The 18,103-nt window shown below is 56.6% G+C and carries 18 protein-coding genes and 2 pseudogenes; 8 read left to right on the top strand and 12 right to left on the bottom strand.

Annotation, left to right across the window (positions count from 1 at the left end; genetic code table 11):
* Positions 1-2: 2 nt before the first annotated feature.
* Positions 3-1,250: a CmpA/NrtA family ABC transporter substrate-binding protein gene (locus IM300_RS18230; protein WP_107535495.1), complete on the bottom strand. Its 1,248-nt coding sequence runs from the start codon at positions 1,248-1,250 to the stop codon at positions 3-5.
* A gap of 228 nt (positions 1,251-1,478) precedes the next feature.
* Positions 1,479-2,660 carry a nitrate regulatory protein NasR gene (gene nasR, locus IM300_RS18225; protein ID WP_107535496.1) on the bottom strand — a complete coding sequence of 394 codons (1,182 nt, stop codon included), beginning with the start codon at positions 2,658-2,660 and terminating at the stop codon, positions 1,479-1,481.
* Positions 2,661-2,732: 72 nt separating this feature from the next.
* Here nasR and IM300_RS18220 point away from each other — a divergent pair, with 72 nt between their 5' ends.
* Positions 2,733-3,086 (top strand): DsrE/DsrF/TusD sulfur relay family protein, encoded by a 354-nt coding sequence (locus IM300_RS18220; protein WP_063452228.1) that lies wholly within the window; start codon positions 2,733-2,735, stop codon positions 3,084-3,086.
* Between the two features lie 37 nt (positions 3,087-3,123).
* Here IM300_RS18220 and IM300_RS18215 read toward each other — a convergent pair whose 3' ends face one another.
* Complete coding sequence (locus IM300_RS18215; protein WP_063452227.1) at positions 3,124-3,819, bottom strand: gamma-glutamylcyclotransferase; 696 nt, start codon at positions 3,817-3,819, stop codon at positions 3,124-3,126.
* Between the two features lie 177 nt (positions 3,820-3,996).
* A complete protein-coding gene (chaB, locus tag IM300_RS18210; protein ID WP_063865900.1) occupies positions 3,997-4,227 on the bottom strand; it encodes a putative cation transport regulator ChaB in 231 nt (76 codons plus the stop codon).
* A gap of 269 nt (positions 4,228-4,496) precedes the next feature.
* On the opposite strand from chaB, the gene chaA reads away from it, so the two are divergent.
* Positions 4,497-5,597, top strand: a complete 1,101-nt coding sequence (gene chaA / locus IM300_RS18205; protein ID WP_024907071.1) for a sodium-potassium/proton antiporter ChaA — start codon at positions 4,497-4,499, stop codon at positions 5,595-5,597.
* A gap of 114 nt (positions 5,598-5,711) precedes the next feature.
* Here the strand turns inward: chaA and kdsA are convergent, their stop codons facing one another.
* The 6 genes and pseudogenes from kdsA to hemA form a co-directional block, all read right to left on the bottom strand.
* Entirely contained in the window at positions 5,712-6,566 is an 855-nt protein-coding gene (gene kdsA / locus IM300_RS18200; RefSeq protein WP_003856671.1) for a 3-deoxy-8-phosphooctulonate synthase, read from the bottom strand.
* A gap of 36 nt (positions 6,567-6,602) precedes the next feature.
* Positions 6,603-7,412: an invasion regulator SirB1 gene (gene sirB1, locus IM300_RS18195; RefSeq protein WP_022648376.1), complete on the bottom strand. Its 810-nt coding sequence runs from the start codon at positions 7,410-7,412 to the stop codon at positions 6,603-6,605.
* Between the two features lie 3 nt (positions 7,413-7,415).
* Positions 7,416-7,597 (bottom strand): annotated as a pseudogene (locus IM300_RS18190) (SirB2 family protein); the annotation flags it as partial.
* Between the two features lie 14 nt (positions 7,598-7,611).
* On the bottom strand, positions 7,612-8,442 hold the full coding sequence (gene prmC / locus IM300_RS18185) for a peptide chain release factor N(5)-glutamine methyltransferase (protein WP_193037703.1): 831 nt from the start codon (positions 8,440-8,442) through the stop codon (positions 7,612-7,614).
* Positions 8,442-9,524: a peptide chain release factor 1 gene (prfA, locus tag IM300_RS18180; protein WP_193037701.1), complete on the bottom strand. Its 1,083-nt coding sequence runs from the start codon at positions 9,522-9,524 to the stop codon at positions 8,442-8,444. The genes prmC and prfA overlap by 1 nt, the downstream gene beginning before the upstream one ends.
* Before the next feature lie 41 nt (positions 9,525-9,565).
* Complete coding sequence (gene hemA, locus IM300_RS18175) at positions 9,566-10,822, bottom strand: glutamyl-tRNA reductase (RefSeq protein ID WP_063452225.1); 1,257 nt, start codon at positions 10,820-10,822, stop codon at positions 9,566-9,568.
* Between the two features lie 201 nt (positions 10,823-11,023).
* Here hemA and lolB point away from each other — a divergent pair, with 201 nt between their 5' ends.
* From lolB to dauA, 4 genes are all read left to right on the top strand, one after another.
* A complete protein-coding gene (gene lolB / locus IM300_RS18170; protein WP_003856665.1) occupies positions 11,024-11,635 on the top strand; it encodes a lipoprotein insertase outer membrane protein LolB in 612 nt (203 codons plus the stop codon).
* Positions 11,632-12,501, top strand: a complete 870-nt coding sequence (ispE, locus tag IM300_RS18165) for a 4-(cytidine 5'-diphospho)-2-C-methyl-D-erythritol kinase (protein WP_193037699.1) — start codon at positions 11,632-11,634, stop codon at positions 12,499-12,501. Before lolB ends, ispE begins: the two co-directional genes overlap by 4 nt.
* A gap of 125 nt (positions 12,502-12,626) precedes the next feature.
* On the top strand, positions 12,627-13,574 hold the full coding sequence (gene prs / locus IM300_RS18160) for a ribose-phosphate diphosphokinase (RefSeq protein WP_003856663.1): 948 nt from the start codon (positions 12,627-12,629) through the stop codon (positions 13,572-13,574).
* 124 nt (positions 13,575-13,698) lie between these two features.
* Positions 13,699-15,381 (top strand): C4-dicarboxylic acid transporter DauA, encoded by a 1,683-nt coding sequence (dauA, locus tag IM300_RS18155; RefSeq protein WP_193037696.1) that lies wholly within the window; start codon positions 13,699-13,701, stop codon positions 15,379-15,381.
* A gap of 56 nt (positions 15,382-15,437) precedes the next feature.
* Here the strand turns inward: dauA and ychH are convergent, their stop codons facing one another.
* Positions 15,438-15,713: a stress-induced protein YchH gene (ychH, locus tag IM300_RS18150; protein WP_063865908.1), complete on the bottom strand. Its 276-nt coding sequence runs from the start codon at positions 15,711-15,713 to the stop codon at positions 15,438-15,440.
* Between the two features lie 273 nt (positions 15,714-15,986).
* Here ychH and pth point away from each other — a divergent pair, with 273 nt between their 5' ends.
* Positions 15,987-16,571 (top strand): aminoacyl-tRNA hydrolase, encoded by a 585-nt coding sequence (gene pth / locus IM300_RS18145; protein ID WP_006810922.1) that lies wholly within the window; start codon positions 15,987-15,989, stop codon positions 16,569-16,571.
* A 126-nt stretch (positions 16,572-16,697) separates the two neighbouring features.
* Complete coding sequence (gene ychF, locus IM300_RS18140; protein WP_010432886.1) at positions 16,698-17,792, top strand: redox-regulated ATPase YchF; 1,095 nt, start codon at positions 16,698-16,700, stop codon at positions 17,790-17,792.
* Between the two features lie 63 nt (positions 17,793-17,855).
* On the opposite strand, the pseudogene IM300_RS18135 reads toward ychF, so the two are convergent.
* Positions 17,856-18,103, bottom strand: a pseudogene (locus IM300_RS18135) (hypothetical protein); the annotation flags it as partial.

Here is an 18,103-nt window from a genome sequence, read left to right as displayed (position 1 = left end):
ACTCAGGCCCCTTTACGGTGAATGGCGAAGCGGTTGGCGTATCCTTCCGGATCGGTGCCGTTCCAGACGGTGCCGTCCATCAGGGTGCTGCTGCGATACGGTGATGACGGTGTGGACATGCCGCCCACGGCGGTAGCGGCATCCTGCCAGACCGCGGTCTGGTTAATGCGCTGTGCGATACCCGCATAGTCCGGCGCGGCGTTAAGCAAGCCCCAGCGGCGGAACTGGGTTAAGAACCACATCCCGTCGGAGAGGTACGGGTAGCTCACGGCCCCTTCGTTGAAGAAGCGGATCGGGTGCGCATCCTGCCAGCGCTGGCCCAGGCCGTTGTCGTACTCGCCGAGCATGCGTCCGGTGAGGTACTGTTCCTTGCAGTTCAGCCAGGCGCGGCGAGAGAGGATCTGCGCGGTTTCACGTTTGTTTTCCGCCGACGCGTCGATCCAGCGCGCGGCTTCCATTACGGCGCTCACCAGCGCCCGCGCGGTGTGCGGATTTTTCGCCACCCAGTCGCGGCGGGTGCCGAGGATTTTTTCCGGGTGATCGGCCCAGATGGACTGCGACGTGGCGGCGGTAAAGCCGATGCGGTCGTTAATCGCCCGCGCGTTCCACGGCTCGCCGACGCAAAACCCGACCATGTTGCCGATGCGCATGTTCATTACCATCTGCGGTGGCGGCACCACCACGGTGCGGACGTCGTCAAAGGGATTGATGCCCGCGCTGGCCAGCCAGTAGTAGAGCCACATGGCGTGGGTCCCCGTCGGGAAGGTATGCGCGAAGGTGTAGGTTCCCGGCGCCTGCTGGCCGATCAGCTTTTTCAGCTCGTCGAGGTCACGAACGCCCTTCTCCGCCAGATCGCCTGAAAGCGTGATGGCCTGGCCGTTCTGATTGAGGGTCATCAGGTTCGCCATCTGCTGTGGCTTGCCCGCGATCCCCAGCTCCAGCCCGTACAGCAGACCGTAAAGAATGTGCGCGGCGTCCAGTTCGCCCGCCACCAGCTTGTCGCGCACCGCCGCCCAGCTCGCCTCTTTGGTCGGCACAATGGTAATGCCATGCTTTTTATCGAACCCCTTCAGGGCCGCGATAACCACTGGCGCGCAGTCGGTCAGGGGAATAAACCCGATACGCACGGTATCCTGCTCTGGCTTATCTGACCCCGCCGCCCTCGCGGCCTGCATGACACCCGGCAACAGCATCGCGCCACTCGCCAGTAGGCTGGCCTGCAATAGCCGCCGTCTCGACAAATCCGCCATAATCGCTCCTGAAAAAAAGCAAAAAAAAAGCGCCCGACGGTGCTGAAGCACCGCTGGACGCCTTTATCCCGAAGACGCATGCACCGCCGTTGGCGCATCGTCAGAAATGGTTAATCTGTTAATGCAAAGATAATGCCAGCTTTTAATCCCTTGTTTTTCAGGCCTTACTTCGCCTGAAGGTGATTTGGCGCACTCTAAACAGGCAGAAAATGCCCACCTATCGTGCAACTACTCCTTAGGGATGACTGGCCAGAGGTTCTTGACGGTGAGCAGCGCACGGGCGATATCCACCATGCGCTGGTTTTTATCCATCGCCATTTTTCGCAGGGCAGTCCACGCCTGCTCTTCGCTCATATTCTGGTGGGCAATCAGTACGCTTTTGGCTTTGTCGATGGTCTTCCGCTCTTCCAGCGTATCGCGCAGCGAGGCAAGCTGGCGGGAAAGCTGTTCTATCTCGCGCGCCTGCTGGCGCACCAGCGTAAGCAGAGGTTTATCCGGGTAAGGCGCGAGAGGTTCATCGGGATCGCTTAACAGGCCGCGGCCGTCCTCGCTGCGAAGACGTTCCTCCACCGTCAGCATGAGATCGGCGATCATCCCCTCCTCGAGCGTGCGCAGATGCTCAAGGCGGCTTGTCTGTAAGGTAAACCACGTCAGCGCGACGTTACCACCGTTAGCACCGGGCTGGCGGGTACAGGCCACGCGTCTCAGCTGCTCGGTTTCCAGGCCCGGCAGGCAGTTCTGGGCAAACGCCTCCTGCACCCCGGCGCGGCTGTGAGAAAGAAAGATATCGAAGCAGGCCTGCTGCCCGTCGATCCGGTCCACCAGCCTCTGGCGGGTTTCATCATCAAAAAACCCCAGGGTAAAACCAATTGCCCCCAGCGCGCGCTCCTGCCCCACCAGCTCTTTGCCCTGCATCAGGCTAAAAAGCGCGACGAAACGGCCCGCAATGTGCGGATCGTCAATGCTGTCATTGAGCTGCGGGACGATACTGAGCAGATGGCGAAGCATCCGGCTATAGTGCTCCATCGCCTGAGGAGCGGTAATACTTTGCTGCGTCACGCCCTCGCGAAGGGCCGGCAGCGTCTCCAGACATTGCAGCGCAACGGCGATGCGTTCACAGACGGCACTTCCCGGCATCGACGCCTGGCCATTCAGCAGGGTAAGCAATACCGCCAGGTTTTCATCCACCAGCCCCCGGCTGGCTTTGCATTCCGGGGCATACAGTTTGCCCTGCGAGCAAAGCCAGACGTTTGACGCGCCGCGCTCACACTGTAGCATATGCACCAGCTGGCTAATGCTGTTCACCAGCTCTCCCAGCTGCGCAAGTCTGCTGAGCTGTTCCCTGCGCTGATATGTTGCGCGCTGGAACCATTCGGTTGCGCCGGGCAAACGGCCAGTGATTGTCGTCATCTTCTCTCTCCCGGATCGGTCATCTCCGCTGAGACAAGCAATATTCGTGCCTTTAAAAGAACAGGAGTCAACATGCAAAAAATCGTTATCGTCGCCAACGGGGCGGCCTACGGCAGCGAATCCCTCTTCAACAGCTTGCGTCTGGCGATCGCCCTGCGCGAAAAAGAGAGCGAAACCGATTTGCGGCTGTTTTTGATGTCGGATGCGGTCACTGCGGGGCTGAAAGGACAGAAACCGGCTGAAGGCTACAACATTCAGCAGATGCTGGAGATCCTCACGGCGCAAGATGTGCCAGTCAAACTGTGTAAAACCTGCACGGACGGGCGCGGCATTACCGGGCTACCGCTGATTGATGGGGTTGAGATCGGCACGCTGCCTGAGCTTGCCGAGTGGACGCTGGCTGCGGACAAGGTGTTAACTTTTTAAGGCGAGCAGTGGACGCCCGTTCAGCCGGGCGTCGTGTTCAGGCAAAACCGGGGCGCAGCGTGTTGCTGAGCGGGTTGCCCTCCAATAGCGTTTTCACCTTCACCACCAGCTCGCTCAGACAGTCGTCCTGCATACCGAGACGCTTCAGCTCCTGATCGAGCGAAAAAAGATACTGGGCGTTCGTGCCCAGCGGTCCGCTGGCGGCGGCAATCAGCGGGGCAATCACCTGGGTTCGGGTGTCGGCTTCATAGAGTGGATGGCGCGGATCCATAATAAACACCAGTGCGTTTACGGTACGGCCATCGTCCAGTTCCAGCCTGCACCAGCTGGGCATATAGCAGCCGGTAATCATCTCGCGCTTCCACAGCAGCGTCAGCTCGTCTTCCAGGGTAGCATCCGGCAGGCGGTATGCCACGCCCGTGGTGCGCCCGCCCTCTTTTAGTGCAAGCATGCGGCCAGGCTGACAGGCGCTGCCGCGTCCGGCCGTCAGGCGCAAACAGAACGCACGATGCCAGCCCGGCAGCGTGCCGGTTGCCGATTCGACATACTCCAGCGCCGGGTTCCACATCAGCGAGCCATAGCCAAAAATCCAGACCGGGCCATCATCCGGGCGGCAGGCCAGCGTTGCCGCAAGCGACGCCGCACGTTGTTCAGCCGACCACAGAAGCGATTCCTCAATAGCACCAAATGCCGTTTTACAATCTGCCTTCATCAAGAAATCACGCGTTAACACATTACACCTCCGCCACTGCATGCTTCCTTGCGACATCTGTAGTTCGCCTTCCCGGCATTCTGCGCTGTTCATTTTAACAGCAGCCGAGCAACGATAAGCAATTCGCGGGCCAGATGCAATACAACGGCAGGTCAACCGCCTGAAAAGTCAAAGCGAAGGCAGCGTATTAGCTGGCGGCTATTTCTTTTTGTGCCATTTATCATCGTCTCCCTTTTCATAGTCATTTTTTACGGCGGCCCAGGCTACCTTATGCGCCGTCTCTTCACGGCTGGCATCATCCCGGCGGTCCTCTTTATCTTTGTACTGATCCCAGGCGCTGTTAAAGGCTTCTTTGTAGATATCCTGCGCGTGGGCAGGCAATACGTGTTGCACGTTATCCGGTAATTCGCTTTTCGATTTGTATGGCATCGTTAACCTCTCTTTTTGGCTAAAAGATAAGTGTGGACGAGGATACGCCAGGGTGCCAGCCGACAGGAAGAAATGAACGACTTAAAATCACAACGTGTTGTTATTTAATTATTATTTTATGAAGATGAGGTATTATAACCCTCAAGCATAAAAAACATAGCAAAGGGTAAAATTAAGTAAAAAACAAAGGGTATTTAACAGATTTCTGTTAGTTTAATGTCCTCAAAATCTATCTATAATTACAAGCACCTGCATTGACGGAGAAGCACATGACAGCAACACACGAGGCGGTAAAGACCCGCCACAAGGAGACGTCTCTCATTTTCCCGGTTCTGGCACTGGCTGTGCTGCTCTTCTGGGGAAGCAGTCAGTCACTGCCAGTGGTGGTCGGGATCAATATTCTGGCGCTGGTAGGTATTTTAACCAGCGCATTTAGCGTCGTCCGCCATGCGGATGTCTTAGCACACCGTCTGGGAGAGCCGTACGGCTCATTAATATTAAGTCTTTCGGTTGTTATTCTTGAAGTCAGCTTAATTTCCGCATTGATGGCGACCGGCGACGCCGCGCCAACGTTAATGCGCGATACGCTCTATTCCATCATCATGATTGTCACCGGCGGCCTGGTCGGTTTCTCGCTTTTACTCGGTGGCCGTAAATTTGCCACCCAGTACATGAACCTTTTTGGCATTAAACAGTATCTGATTGCCCTGTTCCCGCTGGCGATTATTGTGCTGGTATTCCCGATGGCGCTGCCGGGTGCAAACTTCTCCACTGGCCAGGCGCTGCTGGTCGCGCTGATTTCCGCGGCGATGTATGGCGTGTTCCTGCTCATTCAGACCAAAACGCACCAGAGCCTGTTTGTTTACGAACATGAAGATGACAGCGACGACGATGACCCGCACCACGGCAAGCCGTCGGCCCACAGCAGCGCGTGGCACACGGTTTGGCTGATCGTGCATCTGATTGCGGTTATCGCTGTCACCAAGATGAACGCCAACCCGCTGGAAACGCTGTTAACCGAACTGAACGCGCCGGTCGCCTTTACCGGTTTCCTGGTAGCACTGCTGATCCTGTCGCCAGAAGGCCTGGGAGCGCTGAAAGCGGTGCTGAACAATCAGGTGCAGCGTGCGATGAACCTGTTCTTCGGCTCCGTACTGGCGACCATCTCCCTTACCGTTCCGGTGGTAACGTTGATTGCCTTTATGACGGGGAATGAATTGCAGTTTGCGCTGGGGGCGCCAGAGATGATTGTGATGGTGGCGTCGCTGCTGCTGTGCCAGATCTCCTTCTCTACCGGTCGCACCAATGTGCTTAACGGCGCGGCACATATGGCGCTGTTTATTGCGTATCTGATGACGATATTTGCGTAGTGTTTTTGCCCAGCGGCGCTTCGCTTGCAGGGCCTACGGTTTTGTAGGCCGGGTAAGCGCAGCGCCACCCGGCAATATGCCCTATAAAAAAACCCGCCGAAGCGGGTTTTTTTATTAGTTGCTGGTATCCAGCTCGTCGAAGCTCTTCACCAGATCGTCAATCGCCTTGATCTGCTTCAGGAACGGCTCCAGCTTATCCAGCGGCAGCGCGGATGGACCGTCGCATTTCGCGTTAGCCGGATCCGGGTGCGCTTCAATGAACAGGCCCGCCAGGCCGGTTGCCATCCCGGCGCGTGCCAGTTCGGTCACCTGCGCACGACGGCCGCCGGACGCTGCACCAAACGGGTCGCGGCATTGCAGAGAGTGGGTTACGTCGAAAATCACCGGAGACTGGTTAGAGACGTTCTTCATCACGCTGAAGCCCAGCATATCCACAACCAGGTTGTCGTAACCGAAGTTTGAACCACGGTCGCACAGGATCACCTGGTCGTTACCGCCTTCGATAAACTTGTCGACGATGTTACCCATCTGGCCTGGGCTCACAAACTGCGGTTTCTTCACGTTAATCACGGCACCGGTTTTCGCCATCGCTTCAACCAGGTCAGTCTGGCGAGCCAGGAACGCCGGAAGCTGAATCACGTCTACTACGTCAGCCACGGGCTGCGCCTGAGAGGCTTCGTGCACGTCGGTGATCACTTTCACGCCAAACGTCTGTTTCAGCTCCTGGAAAATCTTCATCCCCTCTTCCAGGCCCGGGCCACGGTAGGAGTGAATGGAGGAGCGGTTGGCTTTGTCAAAAGAGGCTTTAAACACGTACGGGATGCCCAGCTTTTGGGTCACGGTCACGTAGTGTTCGCAGATGCGCATAGCGAGATCGCGGGATTCCAGCACGTTCATACCGCCAAACAGCACGAACGGCAGGTCGTTTGCCACGTTGATATCACCAATGCTAACCACTTTTTGTTTCATAGGATCGCCTTATTCAGGTGTGAATCGGAATTAAGATTAATGCAGTGTAATGTGTTTATGCGCGATCGCGTTGATCTGCGCGCGAATCATTTCGCTGATCGGATCTTCCGGACATTGCTCGACGAAATAATTCAAATCATTCAGCGCCACGTGCTCACAGTCGAGCTGCGCATAAATCAGGCCGCGATCGCGGATTTCGTACGGATCTTCCGGATTGAACTGCAACAGCACTTCGCTTGCGCGCAGGGCCAGCTCCATCTGACGCTCTTCCATCAGCGCAGACTTCAGCGTATCCAGCAGCTTGCGGATCACCTCAGCGTTGTCGGCTTCATCGAGATCTTCATTGAAGAGCTCAGCAATAGGGCTAATATTGCCCTTCAGCCAGACGTCCAGCGTATGTTCATCCAGCGTGTCGCCGTTAAACGGATTGATTAACCACATCTCCCCGTCCAGCCACTCCGCCCGCAAAATCATCTGCGTCGGGAAAATGACCGGCACCAGCGGAATATCCAGCCGGTGCGCAACCCACAGTAAAATGGCGCCCAACGCGACGGCGCTGCCCTGACGATTTTTCAACACCTGGTCCAGCCACAGTGCGTCAGACAGGCGATATACGCCTCGCGTGTCGCAGAAACCCCATTCGCCGTAGAAAAGCTCTATCAGCTTCTCTAATTGCCAGTCCTGCGGACGTGCCTGATTGATCTCTTCGCGCGCCAGGCTGACCAGATTTTCCAGTTCAGCGTAAACGTACTGCGACGTGAAATCGTCGCGGATCATCTCTGAAATCAGGATCATGCCATCGCAGAGCGGCACTTTGTTAAATTCGAAATCGGCTAAGGACCTCATGACTTACCCCAGTAACGGTATTCTTGTGGTGGCGAGTTTAATGATGATGTACAGCACCACCAGACCCAGCAAAAAGCGTGCTGGCTGCGCGGACGGTAACGCCTACGCGCGATAAAACCCAAAACGATGTAGATGATAACGCCAAACAGCGTCTCAGTCAGCCATGCGCCTTTATCAGTAAATGGCGTATCGACTGCTTTCATGCCCACTGCCCCAGCGTGAGGCGTTCGTTGCCGCCGTAATCCCGGCAGGTTTCCACCGCGGCGTATCCGGCACGCGTAAACAGCGCTCGCACCGCCTCCCCCTGCGTCCACCCATGTTCCACCAGCAGCCAGCCACCGGGAAGCAAATGTTGCCGTGACGTTGTCACAATGTGATCGAGATCCGCAAGTCCGTGATTCGCAGCGACCAGCGCCGTCAGCGGTTCAAAGCGAACGTCGCCCTGCGCGAGATGCGGATCGTCTTCGTCAATGTAGGGTGGATTACTGACAATCATGTCAAACATGCGGCCTTCAAGCGCGGCGAACCAGCTGCTTTGCAGAACGGAAACATTGCTCAGCCCCAGGCGCGCAACGTTACGCTGCGCCAGCGTGACCGCATCAGGCATCACGTCCACCGCCGTGACGGTGCAGTCCGGTCGCTCGCTGGCCAGCGCCAGCGCAATCGCGCCGGTGCCGGTACCGAGGTCGAGAACAGGGCAGCCCTGCGCCGGCAGCCGCGCCAGCGCCTGCTCCACCAGACACTCGGTGTCCGGGCGCGGGATCAGCGTGGCCGCCGAGACGTACAGCGGCAGCGACCAGAACTCACGTTCGCCCACCAGATGCGCCACCGGCTCGCCGGTTTTACGGCGGTCAAGGAGCACTTCCAGCTGCGCCAGCTGTTCAGCGGTCAGTTCGGTTTCACCGAAGGCCAGCAAATACGTCCGGGCTTTGCCCGTCACGTGTTCCAGCAGGATTTCAGCGTCGCGCTTCGGGCTTTCGCTCGCGGAAAGCGCGCTGGCGGCATGGCGTAGCCAGCGTTGAAAATCCATTAATCCTGCTCGGACAGCGCCGCCAGCTGGTCGGCCTGGTATTCCTGCACGATAGGCTCAATCAGCATATCGAGCTTCCCTTCCATCGCCTCATCCAGACGGTAGAGCGTCAGGTTAATGCGGTGATCGGTGACGCGGCCCTGCGGGAAGTTATAGGTGCGGTTACGGTCGCTGCGATCGCCGCTGCCCAGCAGGTTACGACGGGTTGACGCTTCCGCCTGCTGGCGTTTCGCCATTTCCGCCGCGTGAATGCGCGCGCCCAGCACGGACAACGCCTTGGCTTTGTTTTTGTGCTGGGAACGTTCGTCCTGACACTCCACCACAATCCCGGTCGGCAGGTGAGTAATACGGATGGCGGAGTCGGTGGTGTTAACGTGCTGACCGCCCGCCCCTGACGAGCGGAAGGTGTCGATACGCAGATCCGCCGGGTTGATGTCCGGCAGTTCCGCTTCCGGCAGCTCGGGCATGACCGCCACCGTGCAGGCTGAGGTGTGAATACGTCCCTGCGATTCGGTCGCCGGCACGCGCTGCACGCGGTGACCGCCGGATTCAAACTTCAGCCGACCATAGACGCCGTCGCCGCTGATTTTGGCGATAACCTCTTTGTAGCCGCCATGCTCGCCTTCGTTGGCGCTCATGATCTCCACGCGCCAGCGGCGTGATTCCGCATAACGGCTGTACATACGGAACAGATCCCCGGCAAACAGCGCCGCTTCGTCGCCGCCGGTACCGGCGCGCACTTCCACAAAGGCGTTACGCTCATCGTCCGGATCTTTCGGCAGGAGAAGTACCTGAAGCTGCTGCTCCATCTCTTCTGAACGCGCTTTGGCGTCCTGTAACTCTTCCTGCGCCATCTCGCGCATTTCAGGATCGTCGAGCATCATCTGCGCGGTTTCGATATCTTCCTGGACCTGTCGCCAGTCGGTAAAGCATTTTGAAACATCACTTAACTGCGCGTATTCACGCGACAGCGCGCGAAAACGTTCCTGGTCGGCAATGGTCCCGGCATCGCCGAGCAGCGCCTGGACTTCTTCATGGCGCTCGTGCAGAGTTTCCAGTTTAGCGACGATAGAAGGCTTCATAGGCGTAAATGCACCTTGTCATAGAAAATGGGTATAGGGCGCTATTCCAGCCCGAGGCTGTTGCGCAGAATAGTCAGGCGTTCATCGTCCCCGTCACGGGCAGCCTGCTGAAGAGATTTGGTTGGCGCATGGATCAGGCGGTTGGTCAGTTTCCAGGCCAGATCCTGCATAATCGCCTGCGCGTCGCCGCCCTGTTCAAGGGCCGCCAGCGCTTTGGCCGTCAGGTCATCACGCACCTGCTCCGCCTGACCGCGGTACTCGCGGATAGTCTCGCTGACGCTTTGGGCGCGCAGCCAGGCCATAAATTCACTGGTTTCCTGCTCAACGATAGTTTCCGCCTGCACTGCCGCCGCTTTACGCTGGGCAAGGTTGTGCGAAATGATGGTTTGCAGGTCGTCCACGCTGTAGAGGTAGGCATTGGCCAGTTTGCCCACTTCCGGTTCGACATCGCGCGGAACGGCGATGTCCACCAGCAGCATAGGCTGATTGCGGCGGGATTTCAGCGCACGCTCGACCATCCCTTTCCCGATGATCGGCAGCGGACTGGCGGTCGAGCTGATAATAATGTCCGCCTCTTTCAGACGTTCATCGATGTCGCTCAGCGCAATCACCTCAGCGCCCACTTCATCTGCCAGCACCTGCGCACGTTCGCGGGTGCGGTTGGCGATGATCATCTTTTTCACTTTGTGTTCGCGCAGATGGCGCGCCACCAGCTCGATGGTTTCGCCCGCCCCCACCAGCAGTACGGTGACGGTCGACAGCGATTCAAAGATTTGACGGGCAAGGGTACAGGCCGCGAAAGCAACCGAAACCGCACTGGCACCAATGTCGGTTTCGGTTCGCACACGCTTCGCCACAGAGAATGACTTCTGGAACATACGCTCCAGCTCGCTGGCTTTCAGATGCCCTTTCTGGGAATCCGCGAAGGCTTTTTTCACCTGGCCGAGGATCTGCGGCTCGCCCAGCACCAGCGAATCCAGACCGCTGGCAACGCGCATCAGATGGCTGACCGCATCGTTATCCTGATGCCAGTACAGGCTGTTGCGCAGCTCTTCTTCGTTGAGATTGTGGTAGTCACATAGCCAGCGGATCAGCGCCTCGTGCAGGTTGTCCTGCTCTTCTACGCTCAAATACAGCTCGGTACGGTTGCACGTCGACAGCACCACGCCGCCCTGCACCATCGGCTGTGCAAGCAGGCTGTCCAGCGCCAGGTCGAGCGTATCCGGCGAAAACGTAACGCGTTCTCGCAGTGAAACCGGGGCTGTTTTGTGGTTAATACCGAGTGCTAATAGGGTCATGTTGAGCGGGAGTAGTACCAGCGTTAATAAGGTTAGCAGGACGCATCATACAGGATGCGCGAGATCAATAAAAGAGACCGCACCCTTTCGGAGTAATAGGTTACTCAACGCTTTGAGATAATTTGAACGTAGACGGTGACACCCTTCAACGCTAGCATTAACACTTATAACTGCAACGTATCTCAAGGATTTGTCATCATTATGACCCGAATGATTCGCCTGCTGCCTCTGGCGGCCCTGGTTCTGACCGCCTGTTCCGTTCATCAGCCGAAAGGCCCCGGCAAAAGCCCCGACTCACCGCAGTGGCGCCAGCACCAGCAGGACGTGCTGAAGTTAAGCCAGTACCAGACCCGCGGTGCGTTTGCCTATCTCTCTGACGAACAAAAGGTTTACGCCCGTTTCTTCTGGCAGCAAACGGGTCAGGACAACTATCGCCTGCTGTTGCTGAACCCGCTGGGCAGCACCGAACTGGAGCTTAACGCGAAGCCTGGCGAGGCGCAGATCACCGACAATAAAGGCCAGCACTACACGGCCACCGACGCCGAAGAGATGATTGGCAAATTAACCGGGATGCCGATTCCGCTCAATAGCCTGCGCCAGTGGATCCTTGGCCTGCCGGGTGATGCGACCGACTATACGCTCGACGATCAATACCGTCTGAGCCAGGTGAACTACACCCAGGGCGGTAAAACCTGGAAAGTGGTCTACAGCGCGTATGACAGTAAGACGCAACCGTCGCTGCCGTCCAACATGGAGCTGACGCAGGGCAGCCAGCGTATCAAGCTGAAAATGGACAACTGGATCGTTAAATGATGACCCAGTGGCCCTCTCCTGCAAAACTGAACCTGTTTCTCTACATTACCGGGCAGCGCGCTGACGGCTATCATACTCTGCAAACGCTGTTTCAGTTTGTTGATTACGGCGACACGATTTTCATTGAACCGCGTCAGGACGGGCAAATTTGCCTGCTGACGCCGGTCGACGGCGTGGCGCACGACGATAACCTGATCGTGCGTGCCGCGCGCCTGTTGATGAAAGCGGCGTCGGCGTCGGGTCGCCTGCCTGCGGGAAGCGGTGCGGATATCCGTATCGACAAACGCCTGCCGATGGGCGGCGGTCTTGGTGGCGGTTCGTCAAATGCCGCGACCGTTTTGGTGGCGCTTAACCATCTGTGGGGCTGCGGTCTGACAACGGACGAGCTGGCAGCGTTAGGGTTAACGTTGGGCGCAGATGTACCGGTATTTGTGAGCGGCCACGCGGCCTTCGCCGAGGGCGTGGGTGAAATTCTCACGCCGGTTAATCCGCCGGAAAAATGGTATCTGATTGTTCATCCCGGGGTGAGCATTCCTACCCCGGTCATCTTTAAAGATCCTGACCTGAAAAGAAATACCCCGGTACGGTCAATAGATACGTTATTAAATTGTGAATTCAGCAACGATTGCGAGGATATCGCAAGAAAACGTTTTCGCGAGGTTGATGCGGTGCTTTCCTGGCTGTTAGAATACGCGCCGTCGCGCCTGACCGGTACAGGGGCCTGTGTCTTTGCTGAATTTGACACCGAATCCGCCGCCCGTCAGGTGCTTGAGCAAGCGCCGGATTGGCTGCATGGTTTTGTAGCACGCGGGATGAACACCTCCCCCCTACAGCAGGCCATTCTGGCGCAGACTGAGTTTCGGTGACAACGTCACCCTGTTCCAGACGTTGCATCACGCTCTTTAATACACCGCCTGGATAGCGTTTGCTTAGGCCCCGCAGTTTGCGGCGAACGCTATCCACCACTGGACGCATGCCTGAGGTTCTTCTCGTGCCTGATATGAAGCTTTTTGCTGGTAACGCCACCCCGGAACTAGCACAACGTATTGCCAACCGCCTGTACACTTCCCTCGGCGACGCCGCTGTAGGTCGCTTTAGCGACGGCGAAGTCAGCGTACAAATTAACGAAAATGTACGCGGTGGTGATATTTTCATCATCCAGTCCACCTGTGCTCCAACGAACGACAACCTGATGGAATTGGTTGTTATGGTCGACGCGCTGCGTCGCGCTTCTGCTGGCCGTATCACTGCTGTTATTCCTTACTTTGGCTATGCCCGCCAGGACCGTCGCGTCCGTTCCGCGCGTGTGCCAATCACCGCTAAAGTTGTCGCGGACTTCCTGTCCAGCGTCGGCGTTGACCGCGTACTGACGGTCGACCTGCACGCAGAGCAGATCCAGGGCTTCTTCGACGTTCCGGTTGATAACGTATTCGGCAGCCCAATCCTGCTGGAAGATATGCTGCAACTGAATCTGGACAACCCGATCGTGGTTTCTCCGGACATCGGCGGCGTGGTACGTGCTCGTGCTATCGCGAAGCTGCTGAACGATACCGACATGGCGATCATCGACAAACGCCGTCCGCGCGCCAACGTTTCTCAGGTGATGCACATCATCGGTGACGTAGCTGGCCGCGACTGCGTGTTGGTAGACGACATGATCGATACCGGCGGTACGCTGTGTAAAGCCGCAGAAGCGCTGAAAGAGCGCGGTGCGAAACGCGTATTCGCTTACGCAACTCACCCGATCTTCTCCGGCAATGCGGTGAACAACCTCCGTAACTCCGTCATTGATGAAGTTGTGGTGTGCGATACCATCCCACTGAGCGACGAGATCAAGGCACTGCCAAACGTGCGTACGTTGACCCTGTCCGGGATGCTGGCCGAAGCGATTCGTCGTATCAGCAACGAAGAATCCATCTCTGCAATGTTCGAACACTGATCGAGCACGGCCAAAAAACCCGCTACGGCGGGTTTTTTTATTTATAATTTTCATTTGTATGATTTATGCCTCCTTCACCTGCCATTCACATGACAGATGATGCGCACACGGATGATAGATAATTGTGAAAAACGTAACCTCCTCACATGTTCTGCCCTTTAGCGCCCTCATCGACGCCTGCTGGAAAGAAAAGTACACCTCGTCACGCTTTATCCGTGACCTGATAGCCGGGATCACCGTCGGTATTATTGCCATTCCGCTGGCGATGGCGCTGGCGATTGGTAGCGGCGTCGCGCCACAGTACGGTCTTTACACATCGGCGGTCGCCGGGATTGTGATTGCGCTGACGGGCGGGTCCCGCTTCAGCGTTTCCGGCCCAACCGCCGCCTTCGTGGTGATCCTTTATCCGGTTTCCCAACAGTTTGGTCTGGCAGGCCTGCTGGTCGCCACCCTGATGTCCGGCGTCTTTTTAATTCTGTTCGGTCTGGCCCGTTTCGGTCGCCTGATTGAATATATTCCTCTTTCCGTGACGCTGGGGTTCACCTCAGGGATTGGGATCACCATCGGGACCATGCAGATTAAGGATTTCCTTGGTCTGCAAATGACCCATGTTCCGGAGCACTATTTACAGAAAGTGGGCGCGCTGTTTATGGCGCTGCCGACGGCCAACCTGGGCGATGCGGCCATTGGCATCGTTACCCTCGGGACGCTTGTCGTCTGGCCTCGCCTTGGCATTCGTCTCCCGGGGCATCTGCCCGCCCTGCTGCTGGGCTGCGCGGTAATGGGCGTCGTCAACCTGCTCGGTGGACAGGTCGCCACTATCGGCTCGCAGTTCCACTATATTCTGGCGGACGGTTCACAGGGTAACGGTATTCCGCAGCTGCTGCCGCAGCTGGTTCTGCCGTGGGACATGCCAGGTTCGAGTTTCACCCTGAGCTGGGATTCCCTTCGCGCCCTGCTGCCCGCCGCGTTCTCCATGGCGATGCTGGGAGCGATTGAATCCCTGCTCTGCGCCGTGGTGCTCGACGGCATGACCGGGACAAAGCATAAAGCTAACAGCGAGCTGGTCGGCCAGGGCTTAGGGAACATCGTTGCGCCGTTCTTCGGCGGCATTACGGCTACGGCTGCGATCGCCCGTTCCGCCGCGAACGTTCGCGCAGGGGCGACATCGCCGGTGTCGGCGGTCATCCACTCTTTGCTGGTGATCATGGCGCTGCTGATCCTGGCCCCGCTGCTTTCGTGGCTTCCCCTCTCAGCCATGGCTGCCCTGCTGCTGATGGTAGCCTGGAACATGAGTGAGGCGCATAAGGTGGTAAATCTGCTGCGCCGTGCGCCGAAAGACGACATCATCGTGATGCTGATCTGTATGTCGCTGACCGTGCTGTTCGACATGGTTATCGCCATCAGCGTCGGCATTGTGCTGGCCTCGCTGCTGTTTATGCGCCGCATCGCGCAAATGACGCGTCTCTCTCCGGTTAACGTTGAGGTGCCTGACGATGTGCTGGTGCTGCGCGTGATTGGCCCCCTGTTCTTTGCTGCCGCAGAGGGGTTGTTCAGCGATCTGGAGTCTCGTGTGGCGGGTAAACGGATTGTGGTACTGAAGTGGGATGCCGTTCCTGTGCTGGATGCCGGCGGTCTCGATGCCTTCCAGCGTTTTGTGAAACGTCTGCCGGAAGGCTGCGAGCTGCGGGTGAGTAACCTGGAGTTTCAGCCACTACGCACGATGGCGCGCGCTGGCGTACAGCCGATCCCTGGCCGACTGGCCTTTTACCCAAATCGCGAAGCGGCGCTCACCGACCTGGAATAAATAGCCTGAAAAAAGAACGACTCCAGAGGGAGTCGTTCTTTTGTAAAGCTGGCACACTAGCTGGGTTTATGCTGGTCGCGGCGGCATCGTTTATCGTAATGGCGCACCCACCAGTATTTATCGCAGACTTCCTCATGTCCGCTTACGCGCGCCCCGGCGAGCCACAATACCGCACCGAGGAAGATGCTCAGCACCGCGCCATGCGCAAAGTATTGTGGGAGGTCAAGCTGCGGTAATTGGTTTAAAATTGAATAACCGACACCGGCGACCATCACGAACAGTCCCAACCCCATTAGCACGTTACCGAGCATCGAAGCGTTTTTGCGTTTCATATGTCACCTCCGGAACTTTGGGTTGTCAGGGAAAAGCCCCTTCTCCTTGTGTGTAAAGTATAGACAACGCCTCTTATATGAGTTGCGCGAGCGATCACATTTACAGATAACTCCCAGACAAAAATTTACAAATAAGACATTGAACAGCTTGAAATTCTAATTGTTCAAATAAGAAATTATTCGCAATTCGATGTACAGCAGGCGGAACTTTGTCAAGCGGCGCGCCAGACAGTAAACTACGCACCAGATCTGGAACCCATTAGGAAGTAAATCGTGACGATTAAACTGATTGTCGGCCTCGCCAATCCGGGCGCAGAGTATGCCGCTACCCGCCATAATGCCGGCGCCTGGTATGTTGATCTGCTGGCGGAGCGTCTGCGCGCGCCTCTGCGTGAAGAACCAAAGTTTTACGGGTATACCTCACGCATCAATCTTGCGGGTGCCGACGTGCGGTTGCTGGTGCCAACCACCTTTATGAACCTGAGCGGGAAAGCCGTGGCGGCCATGGCAACGTTCTACCGCATCAATCCGGATGAAATTCTGGTGGCCCACGACGAACTGGATCTGCCGCCAGGCGTGGCGAAGTTCAAACTGGGTGGCGGTCATGGTGGCCACAACGGTCTGAAAGATATCATCAGCAAACTGGGCAATAACCCCAATTTCCACCGTTTGCGCGTGGGAATCGGTCATCCGGGCGATAAAAACAAAGTTGTCGGTTTCGTACTCGGTAAACCACCGGTTTCTGAGCAAAAGCTGATTGACGAAGCGGTAGACGAAGCGGCCCGCTGCACCGAGATTTGGCTTCAGGACGGCTTAACGAAAGCCACCAATCGACTGCACGCTTTCAAAGCGCAATAAACAAGGCCCTGCGGCATTTTTACCGCGCGGCGCGCGGGTTACGTGTATAATAGGCGTAGTTATTTACTTTTCTTCAATCGGTTATCGTTAACGGATTGATTATCAAGAGATTAAGGTGATTTAGAAATGGGATTCAAATGCGGTATCGTCGGTCTGCCAAACGTGGGCAAATCCACCCTGTTCAACGCGCTCACCAAAGCAGGTATTGAAGCGGCGAACTTCCCGTTCTGTACCATCGAGCCGAACACCGGCGTTGTGCCTATGCCCGATCCGCGTCTGGACCAGCTCGCGGAAATCGTGAAGCCGCAGCGTATTCTGCCCACCACCATGGAGTTCGTGGACATCGCGGGTCTGGTAAAAGGCGCATCCAAAGGTGAAGGTCTGGGCAACCAGTTCCTGACCAACATCCGTGAAACCGAAGCGATCGGCCACGTTGTGCGCTGCTTCGAGAACGACAACATCATCCACGTTAACAATAAAGTGGATCCGGCTGACGACATCGACGTCATCAACACCGAGCTGGCGCTCTCTGACCTCGACACCTGCGAGCGCGCAATTCACCGCGTGCAGAAGAAAGCCAAAGGCGGCGACAAGGACGCGAAAGCGGAACTGGCTGCACTGGAAAAATGTCTGCCACAGCTGGAAAACGCGGGCATGCTCCGCGCGCTGAAAAACCTGACTGAAGAAGACAAGGCGGCGATCAAATACCTGAGCTTCCTGACGCTGAAGCCAACCATGTACATCGCCAACGTTAACGAAGACGGCTTTGAAAACAACCCGTACCTGGACAAAGTGCGTGAAATTGCCGCGGCTGAAGGTTCTGTGGTTGTAGCGGTTTGCGCTGCCGTTGAATCCGATATCGCCGAGCTGGACGACGCCGACCGTGAAGAGTTCATGGCCGAGCTGGGTCTGGAAGAGCCGGGCCTGAACCGCGTGATCCGCGCGGGTTATGAGCTGCTGAACCTGCAAACCTACTTTACCGCGGGCGTGAAAGAAGTGCGTGCGTGGACGATTCCAGTGGGTGCGACTGCGCCACAGGCGGCCGGTAAGATCCACACAGACTTCGAGAAGGGCTTCATTCGTGCCCAGACCATCGCGTTTGAAGACTTTATCACCTACAAGGGTGAGCAAGGCGCGAAAGAAGCAGGCAAGATGCGTGCGGAAGGGAAAGACTACATCGTTAAAGATGGCGACGTGATGAACTTCTTGTTTAACGTTTGATTTGTTTTGAACGGAAAAAATCCACGCTTTGGCGTGGATTTTTTTTATTTAGTTGTTTTCACTTTAAAAAACACCTTCTTTGAGAGGGTAGCCTTTTACCCCTCCCCATGGATCGTCTAATAAAAATTTAGCAGTGATAGTGTCTTTTTCCGGAACGAGAGTGAAATTATAATAAATTTCATCTCCTTCACATATCTCATAAAAGAGCGAATACGTTTTATTGGTTACATCAATGTTTACGTCAAATTTCTCTGCCGCAGAAGCTATCTGAAGCTTATTTTTATCCGTAATAAAAAATGGCACTACCATGC

This window comes from Enterobacter cloacae complex sp. I2, from assembly GCF_014896205.1.
Taxonomy (GTDB): domain Bacteria; phylum Pseudomonadota; class Gammaproteobacteria; order Enterobacterales; family Enterobacteriaceae; genus Enterobacter; species Enterobacter quasihormaechei.
Note: the sequence above shows the minus strand (reverse complement) of the source record. Positions and strands in the feature narration are given on the sequence as shown.